Annotated in this window: 19 protein-coding genes; 8 read left to right on the top strand and 11 right to left on the bottom strand. The window is 40.8% G+C overall.

The window, feature by feature from the left end; all coding sequences use genetic code 11:
- Window positions 1-115: 115 nt before the first annotated feature.
- Both hisJ and AJGP001_RS06550 read left to right on the top strand, forming a co-directional pair.
- Window positions 116-916 (top strand): histidinol-phosphatase HisJ, encoded by an 801-nt coding sequence (hisJ, locus tag AJGP001_RS06555; RefSeq protein ID WP_071153166.1) that lies wholly within the window; start codon window positions 116-118, stop codon window positions 914-916.
- Between the two features lie 48 nt (window positions 917-964).
- Window positions 965-1,444 carry a GAF domain-containing protein gene (locus tag AJGP001_RS06550; protein ID WP_058385754.1) on the top strand — a complete coding sequence of 160 codons (480 nt, stop codon included), beginning with the start codon at window positions 965-967 and terminating at the stop codon, window positions 1,442-1,444.
- Between the two features lie 43 nt (window positions 1,445-1,487).
- On the opposite strand, the gene megL is transcribed toward AJGP001_RS06550, so the two are convergent.
- Window positions 1,488-2,696, bottom strand: a complete 1,209-nt coding sequence (gene megL / locus AJGP001_RS06545; protein ID WP_071153165.1) for a methionine gamma-lyase — start codon at window positions 2,694-2,696, stop codon at window positions 1,488-1,490.
- Window positions 2,697-3,028: 332 nt separating this feature from the next.
- On the opposite strand from megL, the gene rpsD reads away from it, so the two are divergent.
- Window positions 3,029-3,631, top strand: coding sequence for a 30S ribosomal protein S4 (gene rpsD / locus AJGP001_RS06540; RefSeq protein WP_058385756.1), 603 nt, complete (start codon window positions 3,029-3,031; stop codon window positions 3,629-3,631).
- A gap of 313 nt (window positions 3,632-3,944) precedes the next feature.
- Here the strand turns inward: rpsD and AJGP001_RS06535 are convergent, their stop codons facing one another.
- Window positions 3,945-4,787, bottom strand: coding sequence for an STAS domain-containing protein (locus AJGP001_RS06535; RefSeq protein WP_071153164.1), 843 nt, complete (start codon window positions 4,785-4,787; stop codon window positions 3,945-3,947).
- A 314-nt stretch (window positions 4,788-5,101) separates the two neighbouring features.
- On the opposite strand from AJGP001_RS06535, the gene AJGP001_RS06530 reads away from it, so the two are divergent.
- On the top strand, window positions 5,102-5,908 hold the full coding sequence (locus tag AJGP001_RS06530; protein WP_058385758.1) for a cobalamin-binding protein: 807 nt from the start codon (window positions 5,102-5,104) through the stop codon (window positions 5,906-5,908).
- A 49-nt stretch (window positions 5,909-5,957) separates the two neighbouring features.
- Here the strand turns inward: AJGP001_RS06530 and tyrS are convergent, their stop codons facing one another.
- Window positions 5,958-7,223 carry a tyrosine--tRNA ligase gene (gene tyrS, locus AJGP001_RS06525; RefSeq protein WP_071153163.1) on the bottom strand — a complete coding sequence of 422 codons (1,266 nt, stop codon included), beginning with the start codon at window positions 7,221-7,223 and terminating at the stop codon, window positions 5,958-5,960.
- A gap of 372 nt (window positions 7,224-7,595) precedes the next feature.
- On the opposite strand from tyrS, the gene AJGP001_RS06515 reads away from it, so the two are divergent.
- Complete coding sequence (locus AJGP001_RS06515; protein WP_078080291.1) at window positions 7,596-10,586, top strand: transglycosylase domain-containing protein; 2,991 nt, start codon at window positions 7,596-7,598, stop codon at window positions 10,584-10,586.
- 46 nt (window positions 10,587-10,632) lie between these two features.
- Here AJGP001_RS06515 and acsA read toward each other — a convergent pair whose 3' ends face one another.
- Window positions 10,633-12,351 (bottom strand): acetate--CoA ligase, encoded by a 1,719-nt coding sequence (gene acsA / locus AJGP001_RS06510; protein WP_078080290.1) that lies wholly within the window; start codon window positions 12,349-12,351, stop codon window positions 10,633-10,635.
- Window positions 12,352-12,517: 166 nt separating this feature from the next.
- Here acsA and AJGP001_RS06505 point away from each other — a divergent pair, with 166 nt between their 5' ends.
- Genes AJGP001_RS06505 through AJGP001_RS06495 form a run of 3 tightly spaced genes read left to right on the top strand, consistent with a single transcriptional unit; the run spans window position 12,518 to window position 14,965 of the window.
- Window positions 12,518-13,150 (top strand): GNAT family N-acetyltransferase, encoded by a 633-nt coding sequence (locus tag AJGP001_RS06505; RefSeq protein WP_078080289.1) that lies wholly within the window; start codon window positions 12,518-12,520, stop codon window positions 13,148-13,150.
- 22 nt (window positions 13,151-13,172) lie between these two features.
- Window positions 13,173-13,817 carry an acetoin utilization AcuB family protein gene (locus AJGP001_RS06500; RefSeq protein ID WP_078080288.1) on the top strand — a complete coding sequence of 215 codons (645 nt, stop codon included), beginning with the start codon at window positions 13,173-13,175 and terminating at the stop codon, window positions 13,815-13,817.
- Window positions 13,814-14,965 (top strand): acetoin utilization protein AcuC, encoded by a 1,152-nt coding sequence (locus AJGP001_RS06495; protein WP_078080287.1) that lies wholly within the window; start codon window positions 13,814-13,816, stop codon window positions 14,963-14,965. Before AJGP001_RS06500 ends, AJGP001_RS06495 begins: the two co-directional genes overlap by 4 nt.
- Window positions 14,966-15,064: 99 nt before the next feature.
- On the opposite strand, the gene ccpA is transcribed toward AJGP001_RS06495, so the two are convergent.
- The 7 genes from ccpA to AJGP001_RS06460 all read right to left on the bottom strand — a co-directional run bounded on the left by ccpA (window position 15,065) and on the right by AJGP001_RS06460 (window position 23,217).
- Window positions 15,065-16,063 carry a catabolite control protein A gene (ccpA, locus tag AJGP001_RS06490; protein WP_078080286.1) on the bottom strand — a complete coding sequence of 333 codons (999 nt, stop codon included), beginning with the start codon at window positions 16,061-16,063 and terminating at the stop codon, window positions 15,065-15,067.
- Between the two features lie 101 nt (window positions 16,064-16,164).
- The gene (locus tag AJGP001_RS06485) at window positions 16,165-17,250 is read right to left on the bottom strand and encodes a bifunctional 3-deoxy-7-phosphoheptulonate synthase/chorismate mutase (protein WP_078080285.1); all 1,086 of its coding nucleotides are present in this window, start codon (window positions 17,248-17,250) and stop codon (window positions 16,165-16,167) included.
- A gap of 168 nt (window positions 17,251-17,418) precedes the next feature.
- Entirely contained in the window at window positions 17,419-17,748 is a 330-nt protein-coding gene (ytxJ, locus tag AJGP001_RS06480) for a bacillithiol system redox-active protein YtxJ (RefSeq protein WP_071154602.1), read from the bottom strand.
- 16 nt (window positions 17,749-17,764) lie between these two features.
- Entirely contained in the window at window positions 17,765-18,496 is a 732-nt protein-coding gene (locus AJGP001_RS06475; protein WP_071154603.1) for a YtxH domain-containing protein, read from the bottom strand.
- 37 nt (window positions 18,497-18,533) lie between these two features.
- Window positions 18,534-19,025 carry a DUF948 domain-containing protein gene (locus AJGP001_RS06470; protein ID WP_058385770.1) on the bottom strand — a complete coding sequence of 164 codons (492 nt, stop codon included), beginning with the start codon at window positions 19,023-19,025 and terminating at the stop codon, window positions 18,534-18,536.
- Between the two features lie 133 nt (window positions 19,026-19,158).
- Entirely contained in the window at window positions 19,159-20,472 is a 1,314-nt protein-coding gene (murC, locus tag AJGP001_RS06465) for a UDP-N-acetylmuramate--L-alanine ligase (RefSeq protein WP_078080284.1), read from the bottom strand.
- A 240-nt stretch (window positions 20,473-20,712) separates the two neighbouring features.
- Window positions 20,713-23,217, bottom strand: coding sequence for a DNA translocase FtsK (locus tag AJGP001_RS06460; RefSeq protein ID WP_078080283.1), 2,505 nt, complete (start codon window positions 23,215-23,217; stop codon window positions 20,713-20,715).
- Window positions 23,218-23,221 lie beyond the last annotated feature (4 nt).

Raw genomic sequence — 23,221 nt, 5'->3', positions numbered from 1 at the left:
TTATACGTAAATGTATTCATGATTCTTTTATTTTAACATGTATTCTACTCTTTTGTTTGCCAAATTAGAAGAAAAGCGATTATATTTTTTAATAGACAGAAAAGAGGATGCCTTTATGAAGCGAGACGGTCACATTCACACCCCCTTTTGTCCACACGGGACAAAAGACTCAACAAAATTATATATTGAAAAAGCAATAAAGTCCGGATTTACGGATATCTCTTTTACTGAACACGCTCCACTTCCAGCTAACTTTTCAGATCCTACTCCTGATCAAGACAGCGGCATGAGCACAACTCAGCTAACTGCCTATATAAATGAAATTACTCATCTTAAGCATGTTTATGAAAAAGATATTCGCATTCGATTAGGGTTGGAAGTTGATTACATTGAAGGCTTTGAAAAAGAAACAGCCCTTTTTTTAGATGAAATTGGTCCGGAATTAGATGATTCTATTTTGTCGGTTCATTTCCTGCACGTAAATGACCACTATGTTTGTGCTGACTTTAGTAAAGAAGTATTTACAGAACTCGCAACGGCTTGCGGATCTGTAGAAGCTGCCTATCAGCTTTACTATAACACGCTTGAAAAATCGATTTACGCAGATCTTGGCCAATTCAAACCCAGCCGAATTGGTCATCCCACATTAATTCACAAATTCCAAAAAGCACATGGCGAGAACATCAATGATAACAAACAAATCCGACACATTCTCGAGCTAATAAAGAACACCGGCTTAGAACTGGATGTAAACGGGGCGGGGTACTCGAAATCAGATTGTTTGGAAGCCTATCCTCCGCTCCCTTATATCGAATTCGCCCAATCACTCGGCATTCCGTTAGTGTTCGGCTCGGACGCCCATAGTGTTAATGGCTTGCATAAGCATTACGACAAAATTTATACTTACTTAAGTTAAGCGGATTTGATTTTCAACATACAATACACCGAAACGAGGGAATTCTTTATGTTTACACAAACAGATTACAGTGGCAGCAGTATTGAACAATACACGATGCTTTCAAAACAATTAGATGCTTTATTAGACGGTGAGAAAAACAGCATTGCTAATTTAAGTAATGCCTCTGCTTTACTCAATCAATTTCTTGAACGCATCAACTGGGTTGGATTTTATTTGATGGAAGAAGGCGAACTTGTTCTTGGGCCTTTCCAAGGTTTGCCAGCATGCGTACGAATTTCAGTCGGAAAAGGCGTTTGCGGTACAGCCGTTGCTGATAAAAAAACCATGTTAGTGGAAGACGTTCAAGCATTCCCTGGTCACATTGCATGTGATGCAGCGTCACGTTCTGAAATTGTCGTGCCATTAATGAAAGAAGATCAAGTGATTGGGGTTCTTGATATTGATAGCCCTGAGTTAAGTCGTTTCACAGAAGAAGATCAGCAAGGCTTGGAACTATTCGCCAAAGTGTTGATGAAGCATTTATAATCGAATGAAAACCCGAAACTCAATTGATGAGTTTCGGGTTTTTTTAGATTTCTTGAAGTTTTGGTTTCACTTGCTCGAATGCTTTGTTTAAGTCTTCGATTAAGTCGTCTGTATGCTCAAGTCCAACTGATAAACGCAGTAAGGAATCACTAATGCCCATCGCTTGTCTACTTTCAGGTGGCACGACCGCATGAGTCATCGTAGCTGGATGCTGAATCAATGTTTCTGCATCTCCTAAACTAACAGCAATTTTGATCAGTGATAACGCATTTAAAAAGGCTTGCGCTTCTTTTTTACCACCCTCAATTTCAAATGAAATCAAACCGCCACCTTCACGCATTTGGCGTTTCGCAATTTCAACTTGCGGATGACTGTCATCAAACGGGTAATATATATTTTTAACGATTTCTTGTTGTTTTAAAAATTCTAAAACTACTTTTGTATTGCTAACATGTCGATCCATTCTGACATGAAGTGTTTTTAATCCTCTAAGCAATAGCCATGCATCAAATGGCGACATAATACCACCGACGTCTTTTTGTACCGTCATTCGAATATGTTGCATTTCTTCTGCATCACTTCCGACTAAAACGCCACCAACTACATCTCCGTGGCCATTCAAGTATTTCGTCGCACTATGCAAAACAAAGTCTGCGCCCATTCGCAATGGATTTTGTAAGTAAGGTGAACAGAAGGTATTATCTACAACGACTCGAATGTTGTGTTTTTTCGCTACCGCCATGACTGCTTCAAGATTCACGAGTTCCATAGTCGGATTGATAGGTGTTTCTACGTATATGCAGACCGTTTCTGGGCGAATCGCATTTTCTACCTCTTCTTCAGTAGTCATCGACACCAAGCTATGCGTAATGCCATATTTCTCTTCCATAATCTCCAACAAACCGAACGTGCAGCCGTAAATGCCTCGTGAACAAAGAACGTGATCTCCCGCTTTCGTCAAATAAATCAAAATCGCACTAACCGAGGCCATCCCCGACCCAAAAGCTAATGCACCTTGACCGCCTTCGATTTCTGCCATTCGTTCTTCGAGTACGCGAACTGTTGGATTTCCGAGACGCGAGTAAATATTTCCTTCGCAATTCCCTGCAAAACGATCTTCCCCTTGCTCGGCACTTGCAAACGAATACGTTGAAGTTTGATAAAGTGGTGTCACCAAACTATCATGATGTTTAGTGCTGTCGTACCCTTTATGGATAACCGCCGTCTCAATGTTCATTTCTTTATCTCTCATTAAATATACACCCCTTAACTATTATAGAAAGCGCTTACATAAATACTCATTTCCATTCTACCTTGTCCTATCAAAAAAAGAAAGTTAGGTTGCCTATCTATTCTATAGGGGTTACTGTTGACTTACAGTTCTAAATTCAGTTATACTATGCTTTGTGTAAAATAATCGCAGCAGTTGTATGTGCGTGTTTGCCCATTTTATTCCTCATAGCAGGTGTATCGTGTAACTCTTTGGCTGCTGAGCGAAGGTACAAGAATATAAAATGGCTTGCAGCATGAATGCATCTGGTTTTTATTTTACTCTAAAAACCAAAAATAGAGGAGGAGACTTATATGTCTCGTTATACAGGTCCATCATGGAAACTGTCACGCCGCTTAGGAATTTCCCTTACAGGCACAGGTAAAGAATTAGAAAAACGCCCTTACGCACCAGGTCAACACGGTGCTAACCAGCGCAGAAAAGTTTCTGAATATGGTTTGCAATTACAAGAAAAACAAAAACTACGCTTTATGTACGGAGTGAACGAACGTCAGTTCAAAACTTTGTTCAACAAAGCTGGTAAAATGGACGGCAAACACGGTGAAAACTTCATGATCCTTCTTGAAGCTCGCCTTGATAACGTTGTTTATCGTTTAGGTCTTGCGCGCACTCGTCGCCAAGCTCGTCAAATCGTAAACCACGGCCACATCCTTGTTGATGGCAAACGCGTTGACATCCCGTCATTCAGCGTGAAACCAGGACAAACAATTGCTTTCCGTGAAAAATCAAACAACCTTGATGTAGTAAACGAAGCAATCGAAGTAAACAACTTTGTTCCTGAATACGTAACTATCGATACTGATAGCAAAACAGGAACATTCGTACGCCTTCCAGAGCGTAGCGAATTGTCTGCTGAAATCAACGAACAGTTGATCGTTGAGTACTACTCACGTTAATTCCAACTTGATTTCGAAAACCTCCCAAACCTTTTTAAGGATTGGGAGGTTTTTTCTTTGGGTTTTGGAAAGCGCAAACAAACTTGATTATCGCGCAAACAACTTCTCCTCCGCTGCAAACAAACTAGCTTAATCCGCAAACAAACTCCTTTTCCCACAAATAAATTCTCTCCCTTCAAACAATCCGGTCTTTCGGGCAAACAAAGTGAGCGATCCCGCAAACAACCACATAGTCACCGCAAATAAAACCAAATTCCACTATAGTAAATCACAAAAAAATCCCTAGAACCTTTGTTGGTTCTAGGGATTTCTATTACAATGAATCAACTTTATTTTGTTTTAATGCTTGAGCAAGCGTGTTGTACACTTCAATATCAATAAATTTAATGCCTAACTGCACAGCAGTTTGAGCGATGACTGGACTAATGCCAGATAAAGCCACTTTCACGCCAATGATTTCTAAACCTTTGATTAGCTGGAACACTTGTTGCGCAACCATCGTATCAATCATCGGTACGCCTGATAAATCAATAAATAGTTTTTCTAAATCGTGTTTCGAACTTTGTGCCAATGTTTTTTCAAAAATAATGTCTGCACGATGTGGCGTGATTTCGCCGACCAATGGTAGCATTCCAATCTTGTTAGCCAACAGAATAACTGGCGCACTCATTTCCACAATCATTTGTTGCTGTGAGTTCAATCGTCTTTCTGCAGCCTTGGAATTTTTATCTGTGAATTTAAGACTTACCTCACTAATTACTTCGACGATTGTTTTTGTCCATTCCATCAGCTTTTCAAGACTTACCTGCTCTTTATGATTCAAAGAAAAACGTTCAATTTCATCCAAGTATTGCTGTTGAGTCCGAAAAAATTCACCAATAACTTCTACAATAGGTGTGTCGAGATGCGCTTCGTCCGTGGCAACCAGGTCTATCCAATGCTGAAAGTCTGATTTAAAATTAAGCTTCCCCTCTTTAAACATTGTACAAAACAAAAGATGAAATTCATGATTTTGTTTTTTTAATAGAGCGATTTTATCCGGATCGGTCGAACCATAAACACCTGCTTTACTTTTGTCCAGTGAATGGTACCAGTCTTCAGTCATTTCCCAAGTTTTTGCGTTCAAGTGTTCATATAAATCTTGGTCTTTTAACATTTATTAGCTATTGCGGCAAATCGACTATTAGGTACTCGCATAATACAAGTTCGAAAATTTTTTGTCTCATTTGGCAATAGCCTCACCCCGCTCTCACTAATAATTTCATTGTTGTTTAGCAGTTTAGTTTTTCTACTCAACTATGAATACCCATTTTTTTGAAAGTTAAACGTGGAGCCTTACTCTTTCTCTTTTTAAAAAATTACTACGTAAATTTCCCAAGCTCCTTACACGCTTTTGTTTTATCAATTTCACCGAATTGAAAGAATTTAATCAATAGGCATGGTAAACTGAAAAAATGGAGGTGGAGCTAAATGCGAATTATTTCAATTTGCCCGAGCAATACAGAATTACTAGCATTTTTAGATGCCGAACATCTACTCGTCGGGGTTGATGATTATTCTGACTGGCCTAAAGAAATTACAACATTGCCTCGTCTAGGACCTGACTTGTCGATTCGGATGGATGAACTAGAAGCGTTACAACCTGACTTGGTATTGGCGTCATTGAGTGTTCCTGGAATGGAGAGGAACATAGACGAGTTGGTGCGGAGAAAAATCCCTCACCTTATTTTGGATCCTCAGTCATTAGAAGAAATCGGACAAGACCTGTTAAAGGTCGCGCATGCTTGTGGACTCGATGCCACGACTGTTCATAACGAATACCTAGCCGTCATTGAAGACATCAAAACACGTGGGCAACTTGCTGCAACTCGTCCATCGTTGTACTGGGAATGGTGGCCAAAGCCTGTTTTCACACCAGGTAACATCAACTGGCTAACAGAAATCAGTGCCATTACCGGCGCTAGAAATTTGTTCGATGACACTGATTCTGCTAATATCCAAACAGATTGGGCCGATGTGCTCGAACGCCAACCTGATTATATTTTACTTGCCTGGGTCGGTATTTTAACGGCAAAAGTAAAACCGGAACTCGTTAAAAAGCGCCCCGGCTGGGATGACATGACCGCTATCAACCACATTCATGTAATGGAAGAAGAATTGTATTGCCGACCTTCTCCTCGCTTGATTGAAGGCGCTATCCGTTTAGGAAAACTCATTCACCCGAATGAATTCAATGATATGGAACTGCCTCGCTTCATTAAAGAAAAGCAAATTTAATCTGCTATGTTGAAAGGACAGCCAAAATCCGGCTGTCCTTTCTTCATTTTTATTGAAATTGCACCATATGGTATTTCTTTTTGCCGCGGCGGATAATGGCAAAAGCATCTTCCAAACGGTCTTTTCCACCAACAATGTATGCTACGTCAGTTACTTTTTCACCATTTACTGAAATTGCACCATTTGTAACATCTTCACGCGCTTGTCTTTTCGACGAGGAAATACCGGCTTCTACAATCAAGTCCACAATTGACTTGTCTTCTTTTGGCATTTCCACAGAAGGAACGTCTTTAAATGCGGCTTTCATCTCTGAAGAAGACAAAGCTTTCAAGTCTCCACTGAACAATGCTTTGGTAATACGCTGAGCATCTGCAAGTGCAGCTTCCCCGTGAATCAGTTTTGTCATTTCTTCTGCCAGCGTTTTTTGCGCTTGGCGTAAATGTGCTTCAGTTTCAACCGTTTTTTCTAACGTCTCAATATTTTCACGACTAATGAATGTAAAAATTTTCAAGTATTTGATTACATCTGCATCAGCTGCATTGATCCAAAACTGATAAAACTCATAAGGTGTTGTCTTTTTTGGATCTAACCAAACTGCACCACCGGCTGATTTCCCAAACTTCGTACCGTCCGCTTTTGTGACCAGTGGAATGGTAATACCAAATGCTTTAGATTCTTCATCATGTGTTTTGCGAATCATTTCAAGACCTGAGGTAATATTCCCCCATTGGTCCGAACCACCGATTTGAATGCGACAATTGTGTTCATTGTACAGATGGTTAAAGTCGATCGCTTGAATAAGCGTGTAAGCAAATTCTGTAAACGAAATTCCTGTCTCTAAACGTGACGCAACTGAATCTTTTGCGAGCATGTAGTTAACTGAAATCAGTTTGCCGTAATCGCGTAAGAATTCGATCACGTTCATCGCACCGATCCAATCGCGATTATTAACCATTTTGGCTCCGTTTTCAGACTGAAAATCAAAAATTTGTTCCATTTGAACTTTGATGCCTTCGACGTTGCGGTCAATTTGTTCAGTCGTTTGCAATTGACGCTCTTCGTTGCGACCTGAAGGATCCCCAATCATGCCTGTAGCTCCACCGACTAATAAAATCGGTTGGTGGCCATGCATTTGAAAACGGCGTAATGTAAGGAGCGGCACAATATGCCCAATATGCATACTGTCTGCTGTTGGATCGACTCCGCAGTATAATGAAATTTTTTGTTCGTTTAGTAACTTCTCCATACCTTCTTCATCTGTTTGTTGGTATAACAAACCGCGCCATTGTAAATCTTGAATTAATTCGTTAGCCATTCCAATTCCTCCTTTAACTTTTAAAAAGATGAGCGCCATAAAAAACCACATAAAAAAGCCCCTGCATGAAAAATTCATGCAGGGACGCAATTAGCGCGGTACCACCCAGCTTGGAGAACACAGTCTCCCTCTCATCATGTGCCATACGGGACACTTCCGTAAACTCCAGACCTGTAATTCGATCTATGCATTTTGACCGGTTTGCACCACCCACCAGCTCTCTAAACAAAATTGCACACTCTACTTCGGGACCTTCATCGTTTTAAATATGAATTATAGTAGTAGTTTACGTTATTTTTCAATATTGTCAATATGCTTCGATGCAATTATAACTTTATGATATACTATAAAAGATTTTAGGAGGGTGATCGTGTGCACGATAAAATAAAAAATTGGATTCATAAAGCCGAAGAAACAACTGATAGATGGACTTCAAGTAAGTGGTTCAAGCGAATGAGTATAACATCAGGAGTCCTGTGGAATTTAGCCTTGATTCTGGCCATTGTCTTAGTGACAGGAGGAGTTTTTGCTGCATCGGTTGGAGCAGGATATTTTGCTTCGCTCGTTGATGAAGAAAAGCTTCGTTCTGAAGATGAAATGCGAAACGAAATTTACAGCTATGTGGAAACGTCAGAAATGTTTTTTGATAACGATGTCTATATCGGAAAAATTCAGACTGACTTGGAACGAAAAGAAACAACACTTGATAAAATTTCACAGACCGCTATCGACGCTGTATTTGCAACGGAAGATGAATACTTTATGGAACATGAAGGCATTGTTCCAAAAGCCATCTTCCGCGGCCTACTTCAAGATGTTGCAAACTCCGATAGTCAAACAGGTGGATCGACGCTGACACAACAGCTCATTAAAAACCAAATTTTGACAAACGAAGTTTCTTACGAGCGAAAAGCAAAAGAAATTCTCCTTGCAATGCGTCTTGAAAAATTTATGACAAAAGATGAAATCATGGAAGCTTATCTCAATATTATACCGTACGGCAGAAACTCATCGGGTGCTAACATTGCCGGAATCGAAACTGCAGCTAATGGACTCTTTAACAAGTCAGCAAGTGAATTGAGCTTGCCTCAATCTGCTTTTATCGCTGGAATACCAAAAGCCCCTTTCCGCTACACACCTTATAATTCAGTTGGCCAGTTGAAAGACGCGGATGGATTGGCACCAGGAATCGATCGGATGAAAACCGTTTTATTCCGAATGAAAGAAACTGAGTACATCACACAAGAAGAATACGATGCTGCCATTGCTTATGACATCGTTAAAGATTTTCGCGAAAACGAATCACGTTCACGAGATAGCGAACCGTATATTACAGATGAGCTCGAAAAACGAGCAGCACGTATTATTATGGATGTGCTTGCTGAAAAAGACGGTATAGATCCGAAATCACTTGAAGAAAACAATAAGCTGTACGAGGAATATGCAATTTTAGCTGACCGGGCAGTTCGTTCAAATGGTTACCGAATTCACTCAACCATTAACAAAGAGCTGTACTTGGCACACGAAAAGGCAAAAGACGCTTATGCACGTTACGGCACAACATTGTCCGTACCAAGTGAAGACGGCGGAGACAAAATGAAAGACCTTCCTGTTCAAGTTGGAAGTATGATGATGGAAAACAAAACAGGACGTATTTTAAGTTTTGTCGGCGGACGTGATTTTGAAGTTGAAGAATTGAATCACGCAACTCAAGCATATCGTTCGATTGGTTCTACAGTAAAACCTTTACTCGTTTACGGACCAGCTCTTGACCTTGGTACGATTGGTGCAGGAAGTCCCGTTGTTGATGTGAAATTCAAATTAGCTGACGGTTACTCGCCTGCAAACTTCATCCCTTCTAGCGAACGAGGCATCATGTCAGCACGTGATGCGCTAGCACAATCTCAAAACTTGCCAGCTCTTCGCTTGTTTGGTCAAATTAGAGAGCAAATGCCGATCAATTACTTGATCAATGCCGGCTTCTCCAAAGTCAAAGAGGAATCAAACTATTATCCTGCTACTGCTTTAGGTGGTGGTGTCGAAGGATCTGTAGAAGAGTTAACGAGTGGTTATGCCACTGTCGCAAATGGCGGTAAAAAAGTTGAGCCGTATATGATTCAACGCATTGAAGATGCAGATGGCAATGTCATTTTTGAACACAAAGTTGCCGAAAAAGAAATTTATACACCGCAAACTGCTTATATTTTGACCGATATGTTAAGAGATGTGTTTAATACAGATCGCGGTACCGCGAACCGAGCGAATAGTTTACTAAATTTTAGTGGCGACTTCGCCGGGAAGACAGGAACTACTCAGAACACAAAAGATGTTTGGCTAGTTGGTTATAACCCAAACATTACGATGGGTCTATGGCTTGGATACGATAGCGAAAAATATTCACTTGATAATTTTCCGAATTCGAATTTACAGCCTTCTGTCCGTGTCAACCAACTGTGGGCAAGCTTAATGAACACCACTTATCAAACAGTTCCAGATCTAGTTGGAGCAAAGTCGACTTTCAAACAACCTGAAGGTGTCGTTACCAAGTCGTTTTGCGGAATTTCTGGCTTGGCACCAGGAGGAGCTTGTCAAAGTGCTGGCCTTGTACGTTCAGATTTGTTTAATGCCAACGTTATGCTTCCAAAAGGACAAGATGATAGTTTAACAAGTAGTTCCTTTACAACAATTAATGGTAAACGTTATACAGCTTTATCAACTACCCCAAGCGAATTCGTCTCTGGTGGAGGCATTGGTGTATCGCAAAAATACATTGATCGCATGCTGGCTCCATTCGGCGGAGATGCTGGTAAATTGTTCCCTGGCAATTCAAAATTCTCTTCAGTAGTTGCAGGGGCAACTTTCAAAGCAGATGGCGCTGCTCCTGGAGCTGTTCAAGCAGCAATTAGCGGCCAAACCATTACCTGGACCAATTCTGGTTCAACTGATGTTGTTGGATACCGAGTTTACAAAGGCGGCTCACGCGTTGCTTCTATTTCGGAATCGAGAAGCAATTCATATAGCGCGAGTGGGGCTGGAAGTTATACAGTCGTTGCTGTAGACATCACAGGCAAACAATCAGGTGCTTCAAATAGTGTCAGTATTGCTGCACCAAAGCCAAAGCCTGAACCAAAACCAACTCCACCACCTGAAGATAAAGAACCAGAAAAAGAAGAAACACCACCGGTTGAAGAAGAAGTTGTGACTCCTCCTGAAGAAGAGGAAACTCCTCCTGAAGAAAAACCGGAAAAGCCAGTTGAAGAAAAACCGGATCCTGAAAAACCTGAGAAACCAGAAGAACCTGAGAAACCAGAAGAACCTGAAAAACCAGATCCTGAAAAGCCTGCTGAAGATGACGCAGCGTAACTAAAAAAGCCCGATTCGCTCGTTTAGCGAATCGGGCTTTTTGCTATTAATCTTCCATGGAAGACAAGTCACCTGTTGGCAAATTAAGTTCCCAAGCCTTTAGTACTCGACGCATAATTTTACCACTTCGTGTTTTCGGAAGTTTGTCTTTAAACTCAATTTCACGTGGTGCTGAATGGGCAGCTAACCCTTTCTTAACAAATTGCTGAATATCTTGAACCAATTCTTCTGAAGGCTCATAGCCATCGTTTAATGCCACAAACGCTTTAATAATTTCACCACGTACCGGATCTGGCTTACCAATCACTCCGGCTTCAGCAACTGCTGGATGTTCCAGTAATTTGCTTTCTACTTCAAATGGTCCAACTCGCTCACCAGAAGTCATAATGACGTCATCCACGCGACCTTGGAACCAGAAATACCCTTCCTCGTCCATATAGGCTGAGTCCCCTGAAACATACCATTTATCTTTTAAGAAATAAGAATCGTATTTCGCCGGATTATTCCAAATTTGACGCATCATTGCTGGCCATCCTTTTTCAATCGCTAAGTTCCCCATCTGATTAGGTGGCAATACATTGCCTTGGTCATCGACAATGGCAACATTGATGCCCGGCACCGGTTTCCCCATTGAACCTGGCTTAATGTCGACAGATGGATAATTACAGATAGTTTGTGCTCCCGTTTCAGTCATCCACCACGTATCATGAATACGTTTGTCGAATACTTCCGCTCCCCATCTGACCACTTCAGGGTTTAACGGTTCCCCTACAGACAACACATGACGCAGCGTCGATAAATCGTATTCTTTTACTAGTGCATCGCCTGCGCCCATCAACATACGGAAAGCTGTCGGTGCACTATACCAAACCGTTACGCCAAAATCTTCAATGGCTTTGTACCAGCCATCTGGAGAAAAGCGTCCACCTAAAATGACGGTCGTCACACCATTTAACCAAGGTGAAAATACGCCATAAGCTGTTCCTGTCACCCAGCCTGGATCCGCTGTACACCAATAGATATCCGTTTCATTAAAGTCCAACACCCATTTCCCTGTCTGGTACTGCTGGACCATCGCATACTGGGCATGCAAGACACCTTTTGGTTTACCTGTAGAACCAGATGTGTAGTGAAGAACCAAACCATCTTCTTTGTCTAACCACTCAATATCAAATGTATCTGAGCTGACCGGTAACTGTTTCAACACATCGACGTGTCCGTCTTGCGCTTTAACGTTCTCCCCTACTAGAAAAATCGTTTCAAGCTCCGGCAAACGATCATAAGGAATCCGCTCTAATAGTTCTGGCGTTGTAACAATTGATTTGGCTCTACTGTCGTCAAGTCGATCGTAAATAGCGCCTTCCATAAATGCTTCAAACAGCGGGCCGACAATTAGCCCCATTTTTAACGCTCCGAACATCATGAAATAGAGCTCCGGAGAACGAGGCATAAAAATGAAGAGGCGATCTCCTTTTGCTAATGTTGAATTTTCTTTTAACAAATTAGCTGCACGATTTGTCATACGCTTCATTTCATAAAACGTGTATGACTCATTACGATTTTGATCTTTGTAGTAAAGAGCTACTTTGTTTTTCCGGTCGGAATCCGCGTGACGATCAATGGCTTCGTGCGCCATGTTAACTCGACCAGTCTCATACCAACTAAATTCTTTTTCAACGTCAGTCCAATCAAAGTTGGCAGCTATTTCTTCGTAATTATGTAATTGATGAATTCCTGGTTTTGCTGGTAAGGTTTTCACATTCATACTGTTCACCCTTTCAAGTTGATTACTTATATTCTACAACATTGCCACAAATTATTGCGAACTATTTAAACTCTTTAGAAAACACTGCATATTTCAATGGCTTTTTTCCAAATCTACTTACGTTCATGTATAATGGAACCAATTGTATCTGACAGGCGGTGAAATGATGGAACATAAAAAGATGTACAACTCGATGGAATTAGAAACTGAACACGGTCTTCTGGTCATTGAAGGTCCTATACCTGGAAAAGAAATAAGCAAACTTGAGTTCCACGAAGACTTGGTCGCCTTCAGACCACCCGCTCAGCAACACAAAGCCATTACAGAAATTGCCGATTTGCCAGAAGGACGTATTCTTATTGTTCGAGATGATAACATGATTGTCGGTTATGTTACATTTCTTTATCCGGATCCTTTAGAACGTTGGTCAGAAGGAAAAATGGATAACTTGATTGAACTTGGGGCAATTGAAGTAATTCCAAAATACAGAGGTAGCGGTGTTGGAAAAGCCTTATTGAGAGTGTCAATGATGGATGATGCTTTTGAAGATTTCATTGTCATTACAACAGAATATTATTGGCATTGGGATTTAAAAGGGACAGGCTTGAATGTTTGGGAATACCGAAAAATTATGGAGAAAATGATGCAAGCTGGTGGACTAGAATATTATGCTACCGATGATCCTGAGATTAGCTCTCACCCAGCGAACTGCCTAATGGCCAAAATCGGTAGCCGGGTCGATAACGAGTCAATCCAGAAATTCGATCAGTTACGTTTTATGAACCGCTATATGTATTGATTTAACACAAAGGGGTGCTCATATGTTAGTGGAAGAAATTATGAAAACGGACGTTCATACGCTCACGTCCAATCAAACTGTGCAAGATGTTATGGACTTATTCAAAGACAAGCGAATTCGCCATGCACCTATTGTTGATGACGGGAAAGTAGTCGGCATTGTAACCGATCGCGACTTAAAAGATGCAGTTCCTTCTCGATTTACCGTCTCACCAAAAGGTGAACCTTACAAAAAAAAAGTAACAGAAATTATGACACCTAATCCGGTTACAGCACATCCGCTCGACTTTGTAGAAGAAGTAGCCATGATTTTCTATGAGCAAAAAATTGGTTGTATCCCAGTAGTCAGCAACCAGCAACTCGTCGGCTTTCTGACCGAAACAGATCTTTTGTACACCTTTATTGAACTAACCGGCGCACACCAGCCTGGTTCACAAATCGAAGTGCGCGTAGAGAACCGATCAGGAATTCTATACGAAGTTTCAAAAGTATTTCATCAACAGAATGTCAATGTGCTCAGTGTCCTCGTTTACCCCGATAGAGAAAATAATGCCAACAAAATTCTGGTTTTCCGAGTCCAGACGATGAATCCACTTGCAATTATCAATAATTTACGAAAAAATGGATTTGACGTTTTGTGGCCAAGTATGCCACAAGTGAACGAATGAAACACGCTGTATTCGTCTTTTCAGAAGATCAATTGGGGTATAAATTTTCTGAAACACATCCATTCAACCAGAAAAGACTCGTCTTAACGATTGATTTATTAAGAGAAATGAACGCGCTTCCAAAAGATTTAATTGTCCCAGCTCGTATTGCAACCGATGAAGAATTATTACTAGCACATGATGAACGTTATATTGATATTGTCAAAAAAGCGGGTCGCGGTGAAATCACACCAGAAGCTGGTGAAAGTTATGGCATCGGCACAGACGATACGCCCATTTTTGAAAATATGCATGAAGCGAGTGCACGTCTAGTAGGCGGGACGCTAACCGCTGTGGATTATGTCATGGAGGGAAAAGCACAGCATGCATTAAATCTAGGCGGCGGTTTGCATCACGGTTTTCGAGGTAAAGCATCCGGTTTTTGCATTTACAATGACAGCTCGGTTGCTATCAATTACCTAAAAAGTAAATACAATGCAAGGGTGCTCTACATTGATACCGATGCTCACCATGGCGACGGCGTGCAATGGAGTTTTTACGACGACCCTGATGTCTGTACAGTCTCTATTCATGAAACAGGACGTTACCTGTTTCCAGGAACAGGTAATATTAATGAACGCGGCAGTGGTCAAGGCTATGGTACTTCTTTCAATTTTCCAATCGATGCTTTTACTGAAGACGAGTCTTTTCTCGAAGTTTACCGGACGTCCATGAAAGAAATCATTGATTTTTTTAAACCTGATGTCATCTTGACACAGAATGGGGCAGATGCCCATTATTTGGACCCTCTGACACACTTATACGGCACGATGAATATTTACAAGGAAATACCCCGGATCGCTCATGAACTCGCTCATGAGTATTGTGAAGGCCGCTGGATAGCTGTTGGTGGTGGCGGCTATGATATTTGGCGTGTAGTTCCACGTGCTTGGTCGTTAGTTTGGATGGAAATGAATAATTTTCCTGTACCTTCTGGGAAATTACCTGAGTCGTGGACCGCGAAATGGCAGCCAGAGTCGCCTGTTAAGTTGATCGATACGTGGGAAGATCCACCGAACTTGTACAAAGCCATACCACGTAAAGCAGAGATTACCGACAAGAATCTGCAGATGTTGAATAAGGCTTTGTATATGATTCGTAATAAATGATGAGGTATTCGTTTCCCCTACTGAACAACAAAACCCTTGTGCAGATCATTTGATCCGCACAAGGGTTTTGTTTGTTTATAGCAATGAAGTTTTAAAAGCTTAATCGTTTTTAGTCGATTGTCTTTCTTCAATTCGGTATGGGAGAATAACTTGCTGTTCTTCGATTTCTTCGTTGTTCATATACTTTGTTAACAAACGCATTGATACCGCTCCAATGTCGTAAAGCGGGAAAGCGACTGCTGTTAACGTTGGACGTGCCATACGTGACAGTTTGGAATTTTCGTAGCTAATAACTTCTGCATCCCTTGGAATCTTTCGGCCTTGCTCTTCTAATCCATGAATGACCCCGATTGACATTTCGTCGTTCCCTACAAAATAGGCAGTCGGCTCGGCAGTCGCTAAAATTTTGACAGCCTCCATGCCCTCATCATAAGAGTTGTTGCATTCAACGACCAGTTTTTCATCGTAAGCAATACCTGCATCTGCTAATGCTTCTTTATAAGCTTTTAACTTATATTCCTTGTTAATCATCGAAGTCATTGGCCCTGAAATAAGCGCAATTTTCTTATGACCATTATCAATGAACTTCTTAACAACTTCGTAGGCAGCACCATAATAATCAATATTAACCGAAGCAATTGCTGCTGATTCATCAATTGAACCTGCCAGGACGATTGGAGTTGGAGAACGCTCCATTTCTTTGAGAAGTTCAGGTGAGATGACATCACTCATGAAAACAATTCCATCTACTTGTTTTCCGAGCATTGTTTCCAATAGCTGAAGTTCCTTATTTTCGTTCTGATCTGAGTTAGATAAAATAATATTGTAACGGTACATTGTCGCGATATCTTCAATTCCACGGGCTAGTTCAGCATACATGCTATTGGAAATATCGGGTATAATGACGCCGACCGTCGTTGTTTTTTTACTTGCAAGTCCACGAGCCACAGCATTTGGACGATAGCCTAATTCTTCTATCACTTTTAATACTTTCTTCCTTGTGGCAGGTTTGACGTTTTGATTAGCATTTACTACACGTGACACAGTAGCCATAGAAACGTTCGCCTCTCTTGCCACATCATATATCGTAACGGTCATTGTGCACCCTCCTTTTCCAGTCTTTCTATAATCATACGACAAAAACTTCAACAATATCAACTAAAAAAAAGAAAAGCCGAAGAAACTCCGGCTTTTCATGTTTATACTTTCATTTCGTACTGTTTCATGAATTTCATTAATGCATCGTAGTATTCATCAAATTGACCTAAATCCATTTGCTGTTGAGCATCAGATAATGCTACTGCTGGATCTGGATGAACTTCAGCCATTACGCCATCCGCCCCAATTGCGATAGCCGCTTTAGCAGCTGGAAGCAATAAGTCACGACGACCTGTTGAGTGAGTTACGTCTACAAATACCGGAAGATGTGTTTCTTGTTTTAAGATAGGCACAGCCGAGATATCTAATGTGTTACGTGTCGCTTTTTCGTATGTGCGAATTCCACGTTCACATAAAATGATGTTTTCATTTCCTGAAGCAATAATGTATTCAGCAGCATGGATAAATTCATCCACAGTTGCTGACATGCCGCGCTTTAAAAGAACCGGTTTGTTGATCTGGCCTACCGCTTTTAATAATTCGAAGTTTTGCATATTACGAGCGCCTACTTGAACAACGTCTACATAGTCAAGAGCCGATTCTAAATGTCCAGGTGTTACGATTTCTGAAACCACAGCCAAATTATACTGATCAGCTGCTTTTTTCAACATTTTCAATCCTTCTAAGCCAAGTCCTTGGAAATCATAAGGTGATGTACGTGGTTTGTAAGCTCCACCACGAATCATTTTCAAGCCTTTCGCTCCGATAGCTTCAGCAACTTTCATCACTTGGTCTTGAGATTCAACTGCACATGGGCCAAAGATGAATGATGGATCTCCAGAGCCTACTAGTTCGCCGTTAATGTTGATAATCGTATCTTCAGCTTTTTTCTTGCGTGAAACAAGTAAAGCTTTGCGGATATCTTCTTCTTGCATATCTAGTGCTGATTTGAAAATTTCTTTAAAGATATGATCAACTGTTTTTTGATCTAATGGTCCAGCATTATTTTCTTTTAACAGATTCAACATATGACGTTCACGCAACGGATCGTAACGGTTAACTCCTTGTTTCTCTTTTAGTTTACCAATTTCCTGAATTACGGAAGCTCTCTCATTAATCAGAGATAGAATCTGCAGGTTGACTGCGTCCACTTTTTCTCTTAGTTGCTCTAAATCTAAATTACTCATTCTATAACTTCCCCTTTCGCGAATAACCTTTATCAGGTGACTCATATTAACATGATAGGACTATTATAAGCAAACTATTCAATAAAGTCACGGAAAATGTTTTAGCGATTCAACGCGCTAAAGTATTTTCACGCAACAAAGCCGAAGCGACTAGGCTTCGGCTTTGTTTTAAAAAATAAATTCTTTCATGGAATCACTTTTAATTTTATCGTGTGAAGCGTGCCAGTCCATTTTTAGACTTGTAAAATGAAACAATTGTGGCGACTCATGCGTAACTCTCGTAATCTCTTCGATAGCTTTAGAAAGTTCACGATTTTCCTGAACGACTAGATACAAAAAGAGTTGATTCGGGTGCAACGAGCTGTACTCATTGTACTCATTCCACGCTTTAGCAGACACTGGGCACGTACTACTGTGTTTGAAGAGCCAGTAATGCTGACTATGCCCTACTGCTTGTTTTAGACTATCTAAATTGTCTACATGCACTAAGTTTTTCATCTAAATCGCTCCTAGATTAATTCTTTTTATCGTAATTAGTCGTTGGATTTGATGATTTATTGCTGTTGTTGTTGCTGCTGGTCGTATTTGGACCCTTGCTCGCACTTGCTGTATTGCTGTTCATGTTGTTGCCTGTGTTGGCAGCATTTGACGAGCTTGATTTTTTTTCTTCTTTTACTTCTTCAACTGCTTCTTTTAAAGCGTTGGCTGTGGAAGTGAACGCATCAAAGTCGGCAGATGAATTTTGAATTGTCGAATGAATGTCAATCGACTCTTCGCCTTCTGATGAAGCGGTTCCATCGTCCATCGGTGAATTACCAGCCTTCATATTTTTTACTTTATCCACTACTTTTGTTGATTGTTCTTTTAGCTGTTTTGCGAATCCACCTGAACCATCGTCATTAAAGTCTGTCTGCTGAGAAGCTTTTTCTTTTAATGTAGTTGCTTGAGTTTTAAGGTCAGCTTGGAATTCTTTTCCTGATTTAGGAGCAAGAAATAACGCAGCTGCAGCTCCGATAACTCCCCCAACCAAAATACCAACCAAGAAACTTGAACCTCCATCTGATTCTTCATAGTCGTAAAGATCGTCGTAACGGTTTGAAGCTCCGTATGACTGAGGTACATAGTCACTCTGCTGATAGCTTCTGCCACTATTCTGGCTATACTGGCCACCTTGCGTATAGTAATCCTTATTATACTGTGAATCATTTGCATCAGATTGATTATAAAAGTTTTTGTTTTTACTCATTGATATTCCCTCCATTTAATTTATGATAAAAGCAATTTTAGTATTGTTCGTTATGAGGTAATTTTTTTTGTCCAGGTACAGGTACCGAAGCAGCATTCGCACGAGCTTCGTAGATTTTACGCTCGTTCCACTTGTCACGGATTCCCATAGCCACGTTGCCCCATTGAACAACTTGCGCAATCTTATCTTCATTTTGTTCTACATGCACTCCAACGCTTGACGTGATGCGACGGACAGTAGAGTTTAAATCAGTAACTGAGTTGCCGACACCTTTTACTGCATCTACGACACCGTTTAATTTTTCTGATTTCACTTGAATGTCTTCAGCTAGTTCATTTGTTTTATGCAATAGGTTTGTTGTTTCCAACGTTACCCCCTGCAATTGATTTTCAAGACCGGCTACGGTACCTGAAACTTCTTTTAATGTGTTTTTCAACGAATTTAATGTCATTGCCAACGCTATGCATAGAACTAAGAATCCAATAGCGGCCACGATCGCGGCAATGTAAAGCAAAATTTGCCAATCCATTCTATTTCCTCCTTTTAAACGAATTATGTTATATCCTTTTCTACCCTTGAAGAGTTTGGATTAAACACCGTCTTTATTATTATTCGACAAAAATAGTTTTGTTCCTGCATGAAAAAACAGTTTAACTCGAAAGTTAAACTGTTTTTCCTGTATTCAATCCATTTTCAAATGCTTCTTGGAATTTAGTGACATCTCCCGCACCCATGAACAAATAAACTGCGTTACCGTGCTTGGCTAGTAAGTCTACCTCTTCTAACTGTAGCAAATGACTGCCCTCGATTTTCTCAGCTAAATCTTGAATTTTAAGCGTCCCTACTTTTTCGCGTGCAGAACCAAAGATGTCACAAAGATAAACCTGATCTGCTTCAGCCAGGCAATCAGCGAACTCTTGTAAAAAAGTTTGTGTCCGCGTAAATGTATGTGGCTGGAAAATAGCGATAAGTTCACGCTCCGGATATTTTTGGCGAGCGGATTGTAAAGTTGCCCGGATTTCTGTCGGATGATGCGCATAGTCATCGATTAAAATTCGATCACCAATTGCTGATTGGGTGAATCTGCGCTTTACTCCTTCAAAATCTTCAAACTGCTGCTGAATGATATCCGCAGGAATGTTTTCATAATGGCAAAGTGAAATAACTGCTAACGCATTTAAGATCGCGTGATCTCCAAACATTGGTAGCGTAAATGTATGGAAAAACTCATTACGAATCACGACATCAAAAGTAGTACCCTCAACGGTTTTCATAACATTTCTCGCTTGGAAGTCATTTTCTTCCCCAAAGCCGTAATAAACGACAGGGATTGGTGCTTGAATCCGTTGCAAGTATTCATCATCACCACAAGCAATGATGCATTTCTTCACTTGTTGCGCCATTTCTTCAAATGCCTTAAAGACATCATCAATTCCCGTAAAATAATCGGGATGATCGAAATCGATATTGGTCATAATTGCGTAATCTGGGTGATAAGCCAAAAAATGTCGACGGTATTCGCAAGCTTCTGCGACGAAGAAATGAGAATCTTCTTGTCCGACGCCTGTTCCGTCTCCTATTAAATACGACACAGGTTTATAGCCAGCTAAGACATGCGCCATTAAGCCTGTCGTCGATGTTTTACCATGCGCGCCTGTAATGGCAACTGATACGTATTGGCGCATCAAATCCCCTAGGAACTGATGATACCGAATAATCGTAGCACCTAATTCACGTGCTTGAACCAACTCAGGATGATCATCACCAAATGCATTTCCTGCAATAATGGTCATCTCTTTTTCTATATTGTTTGCATCAAACGGCAAAATGGTAATGCCTCTTTCGCGTAATCGATCTTCTGTAAAAAAATGTTGCTCAATATCCGAGCCTTGTACGTGTTCTCCCATATCATGCATGATTTGGGCAAGTGGACTCATACCAGAACCTTTGATTCCGGTAAAATGTAAAACTGTCATAAATGAACCTCCTGTGGGAGTTGAAAATTAGTCTATATAAGTCGCTAAGCGAATTTTATAGCTGGTAAAGATAAGCACAAGTACAGTATTATATCATAAATTTGTCTTTCTTTAAAATGCCTCATTATTTACTACATTCTTTTTTATGTGGCTAGCTTGTAGATTTTTCTACTTAGCGTTTCTTTCTCGTATTATAGGAAAACTGAAGTCGTCTGTAGAAGATCCACAGACGACTAGCTTTTACCGAAATACTTCTTCAATATCGTTTTCTGTAATTAACACTGACCGAGCTTTGCTCCCATTTTGCTCTGAAATAAAACCATGTTTTTCGATTAAATCCATTAACCGCGCAGCTCGATTATAGCCAATATGGAACTTCCTCTGCAACAGCGATGTGGATGCACTTCCTTGTGTCATGATGAATCGACAAGCCTCTTCAAACAGGTCATCCTGTTCAGCAGGAGACTCACTTCGCTTGATCAATTCTTCTTCTCTAAAAAAGTATTCAGGCTTGCCTTGCAATCTGACATGCTCAATGACTTTTTCAATTTCGTCATCGGTAACAAACGTCCCTTGTAAACGATTTGGAGCCGACATTCCGTTTCCAAGATACAACATGTCTCCTCGTCCAAGAAGACGCTCTGCACCTTGAGAATCCAGTATCGTGCGACTATCTACTTGCGATGAAACCGAAAACGCAATACGTGTTGGAATATTGGATTTGATCAATCCTGTAATCACATCTACAGACGGACGTTGAGTCGCAATCACTAAATGGATACCGCAAGCGCGAGCTTTTTGTGCAATCCGACAAATAGAATCTTCGACATCTGAAGGAGACATCATCATTAAATCGGCTAATTCATCAATCACAATTAAGATATACGGCAAATGCTGCACGTAATCTCCTTTTTCTTTTACTAATTTATTGTAGCGACTAATATCACGCACACCACTATGTGCGAACAATTGATAGCGTCGTTCCATTTCTTCAACTGCCCATTTTAATGATGCAGTTGCCGCTTTAACATCCGTAATAACAGGACTGACTAGATGCGGTATATGATTATACGGTGCCAGCTCGACCATTTTCGGATCGATTAGCAACAGCTTCAAGTCTCTTGGCGATGATTTATATAACAAGCTGACCAGCAACGAATTGATGCACACCGATTTCCCAGAACCTGTAGCACCCGCAATCAAGCCATGAGGCATTTTACGTAAATCAAGCGTGACCGGCTTGCCGGTCAAGTCCAGCCCAAGAGCCGCTTCGAGTGGAGAATCCGACTCTTCAAAAACAGCACTACCGATAATTTCAGAAATCCGTACAGCACGACTTGTGCGATTCGGAATTTCAATTCCAATGGAACTTTTTCCGGGAATTGGCGCTTGAATTCGAATATCTCTAGCTGCTAACGCCAATTTTAAATCATCCGCTAAATTGCGAATTTTGCTAACTTTTATGCCCTGTGCAACTTTCAATTCGAACTGCGTTACAGCTGGACCTTGAACGATACTTAAAATTTCAGCTTTAATCTGAAAATGAGACAATGCTTCGATTAACCGTATGCCTTGCTCATCCATCCAAACATCATCTTTACGATCGTTTTCAGGAGCCATCAAATATTCTAAGAGTGGCAGCTGATAAGCTTGAGATTCAGCTTCTGATACTGAATTGAAGGCATGTGAAGGCTGATCAACTAAATTTATCGTTTTTTTTTCCGGTTGTGGCGTTGTTACTAGTTGTTCGTCGTGCGGTGGAACATCTGGCAATGGTTTAGTTTTGTTTTTTAACAGTTCTTTGTCTGATTTAAGCATTAGCACATTAAAGGGCACGGTTTTTTCACGTTTGGGCGCAGGTGTTGACATTGCTTCAGTTGCTGGCTCTTGTTCCTGTGCCGGTAACTCTGTAGCCATTGCTGATTCGGACTGCTCTTCGTCAATTTTCAGCTCTGTTACTACGGACAACTCGATCGTAGGCTCTGATATTGTTTCTGATTCATTGTTTTCCTCCGTAGCAGCTGCTACTGGTGCCGTATTTATCGGTGAAAAGGGCGGTACTATCCGTTCATCTTGCTTCTCTTCTACAACAGAAACTTCAGCTGGCTCTTCCTCGGAAACATTGATTACTACAGACTCTTCGATTGATTCTGTAGTTTCAACAGCTTTGGCAACCTCTATTATCGGTTCTTCCTTTTTTTCAAAAATTGGAGCAATCTCGTGTTCGATTGGCGCTTTCGGTTTATGCCATCCGCTTCTAGCTTTTTCTTCTATAGCTTCATCTAGCAACTGACGGTTTATCTTTTCTTCTCTGTCCTCTCCTAACTTTTGAGTAGGTGCAGGTCGAGCCGTGTTAAAGCCGTGAATCGGTGAAGCGATACGAGTTGGTTCAAACCGGTGTGTCTTATTGACCGGCAATTCGGCATTTTTTCGATTGGCAATTGTCGATTGACGGATTGGTGCCTCTTTTGGCCCCATCACTTTTTTTTCTATGGGAAATACGGGCTCTTTTCGAGGGGTTTCCCTTTCACGTCCATTGAAAAACGGCTTTTCTTGACGCGGTTCTGCGCGTTTTACATCGTGAACAAAACCCTCTTTTTCTTCATCTGGAATAAGTGGAAAGCGAAAAGGTGCTTTTTCTTTTTTTACAGTCGGGGGCGTTTCATAAATAATTTCTTCTTGTTCTTCGAACTCCTCGGCGTCATCTGTGAACATGCGATTCCATACATTTTTAATCCAGCTCATTATG

This window comes from Planococcus faecalis, from assembly GCF_002009235.1.
Classification (GTDB): Bacteria; Bacillota; Bacilli; order Bacillales_A; family Planococcaceae; genus Planococcus; species Planococcus kocurii.
Note: the sequence above shows the minus strand (reverse complement) of the source record. Positions and strands in the feature narration are given on the sequence as shown.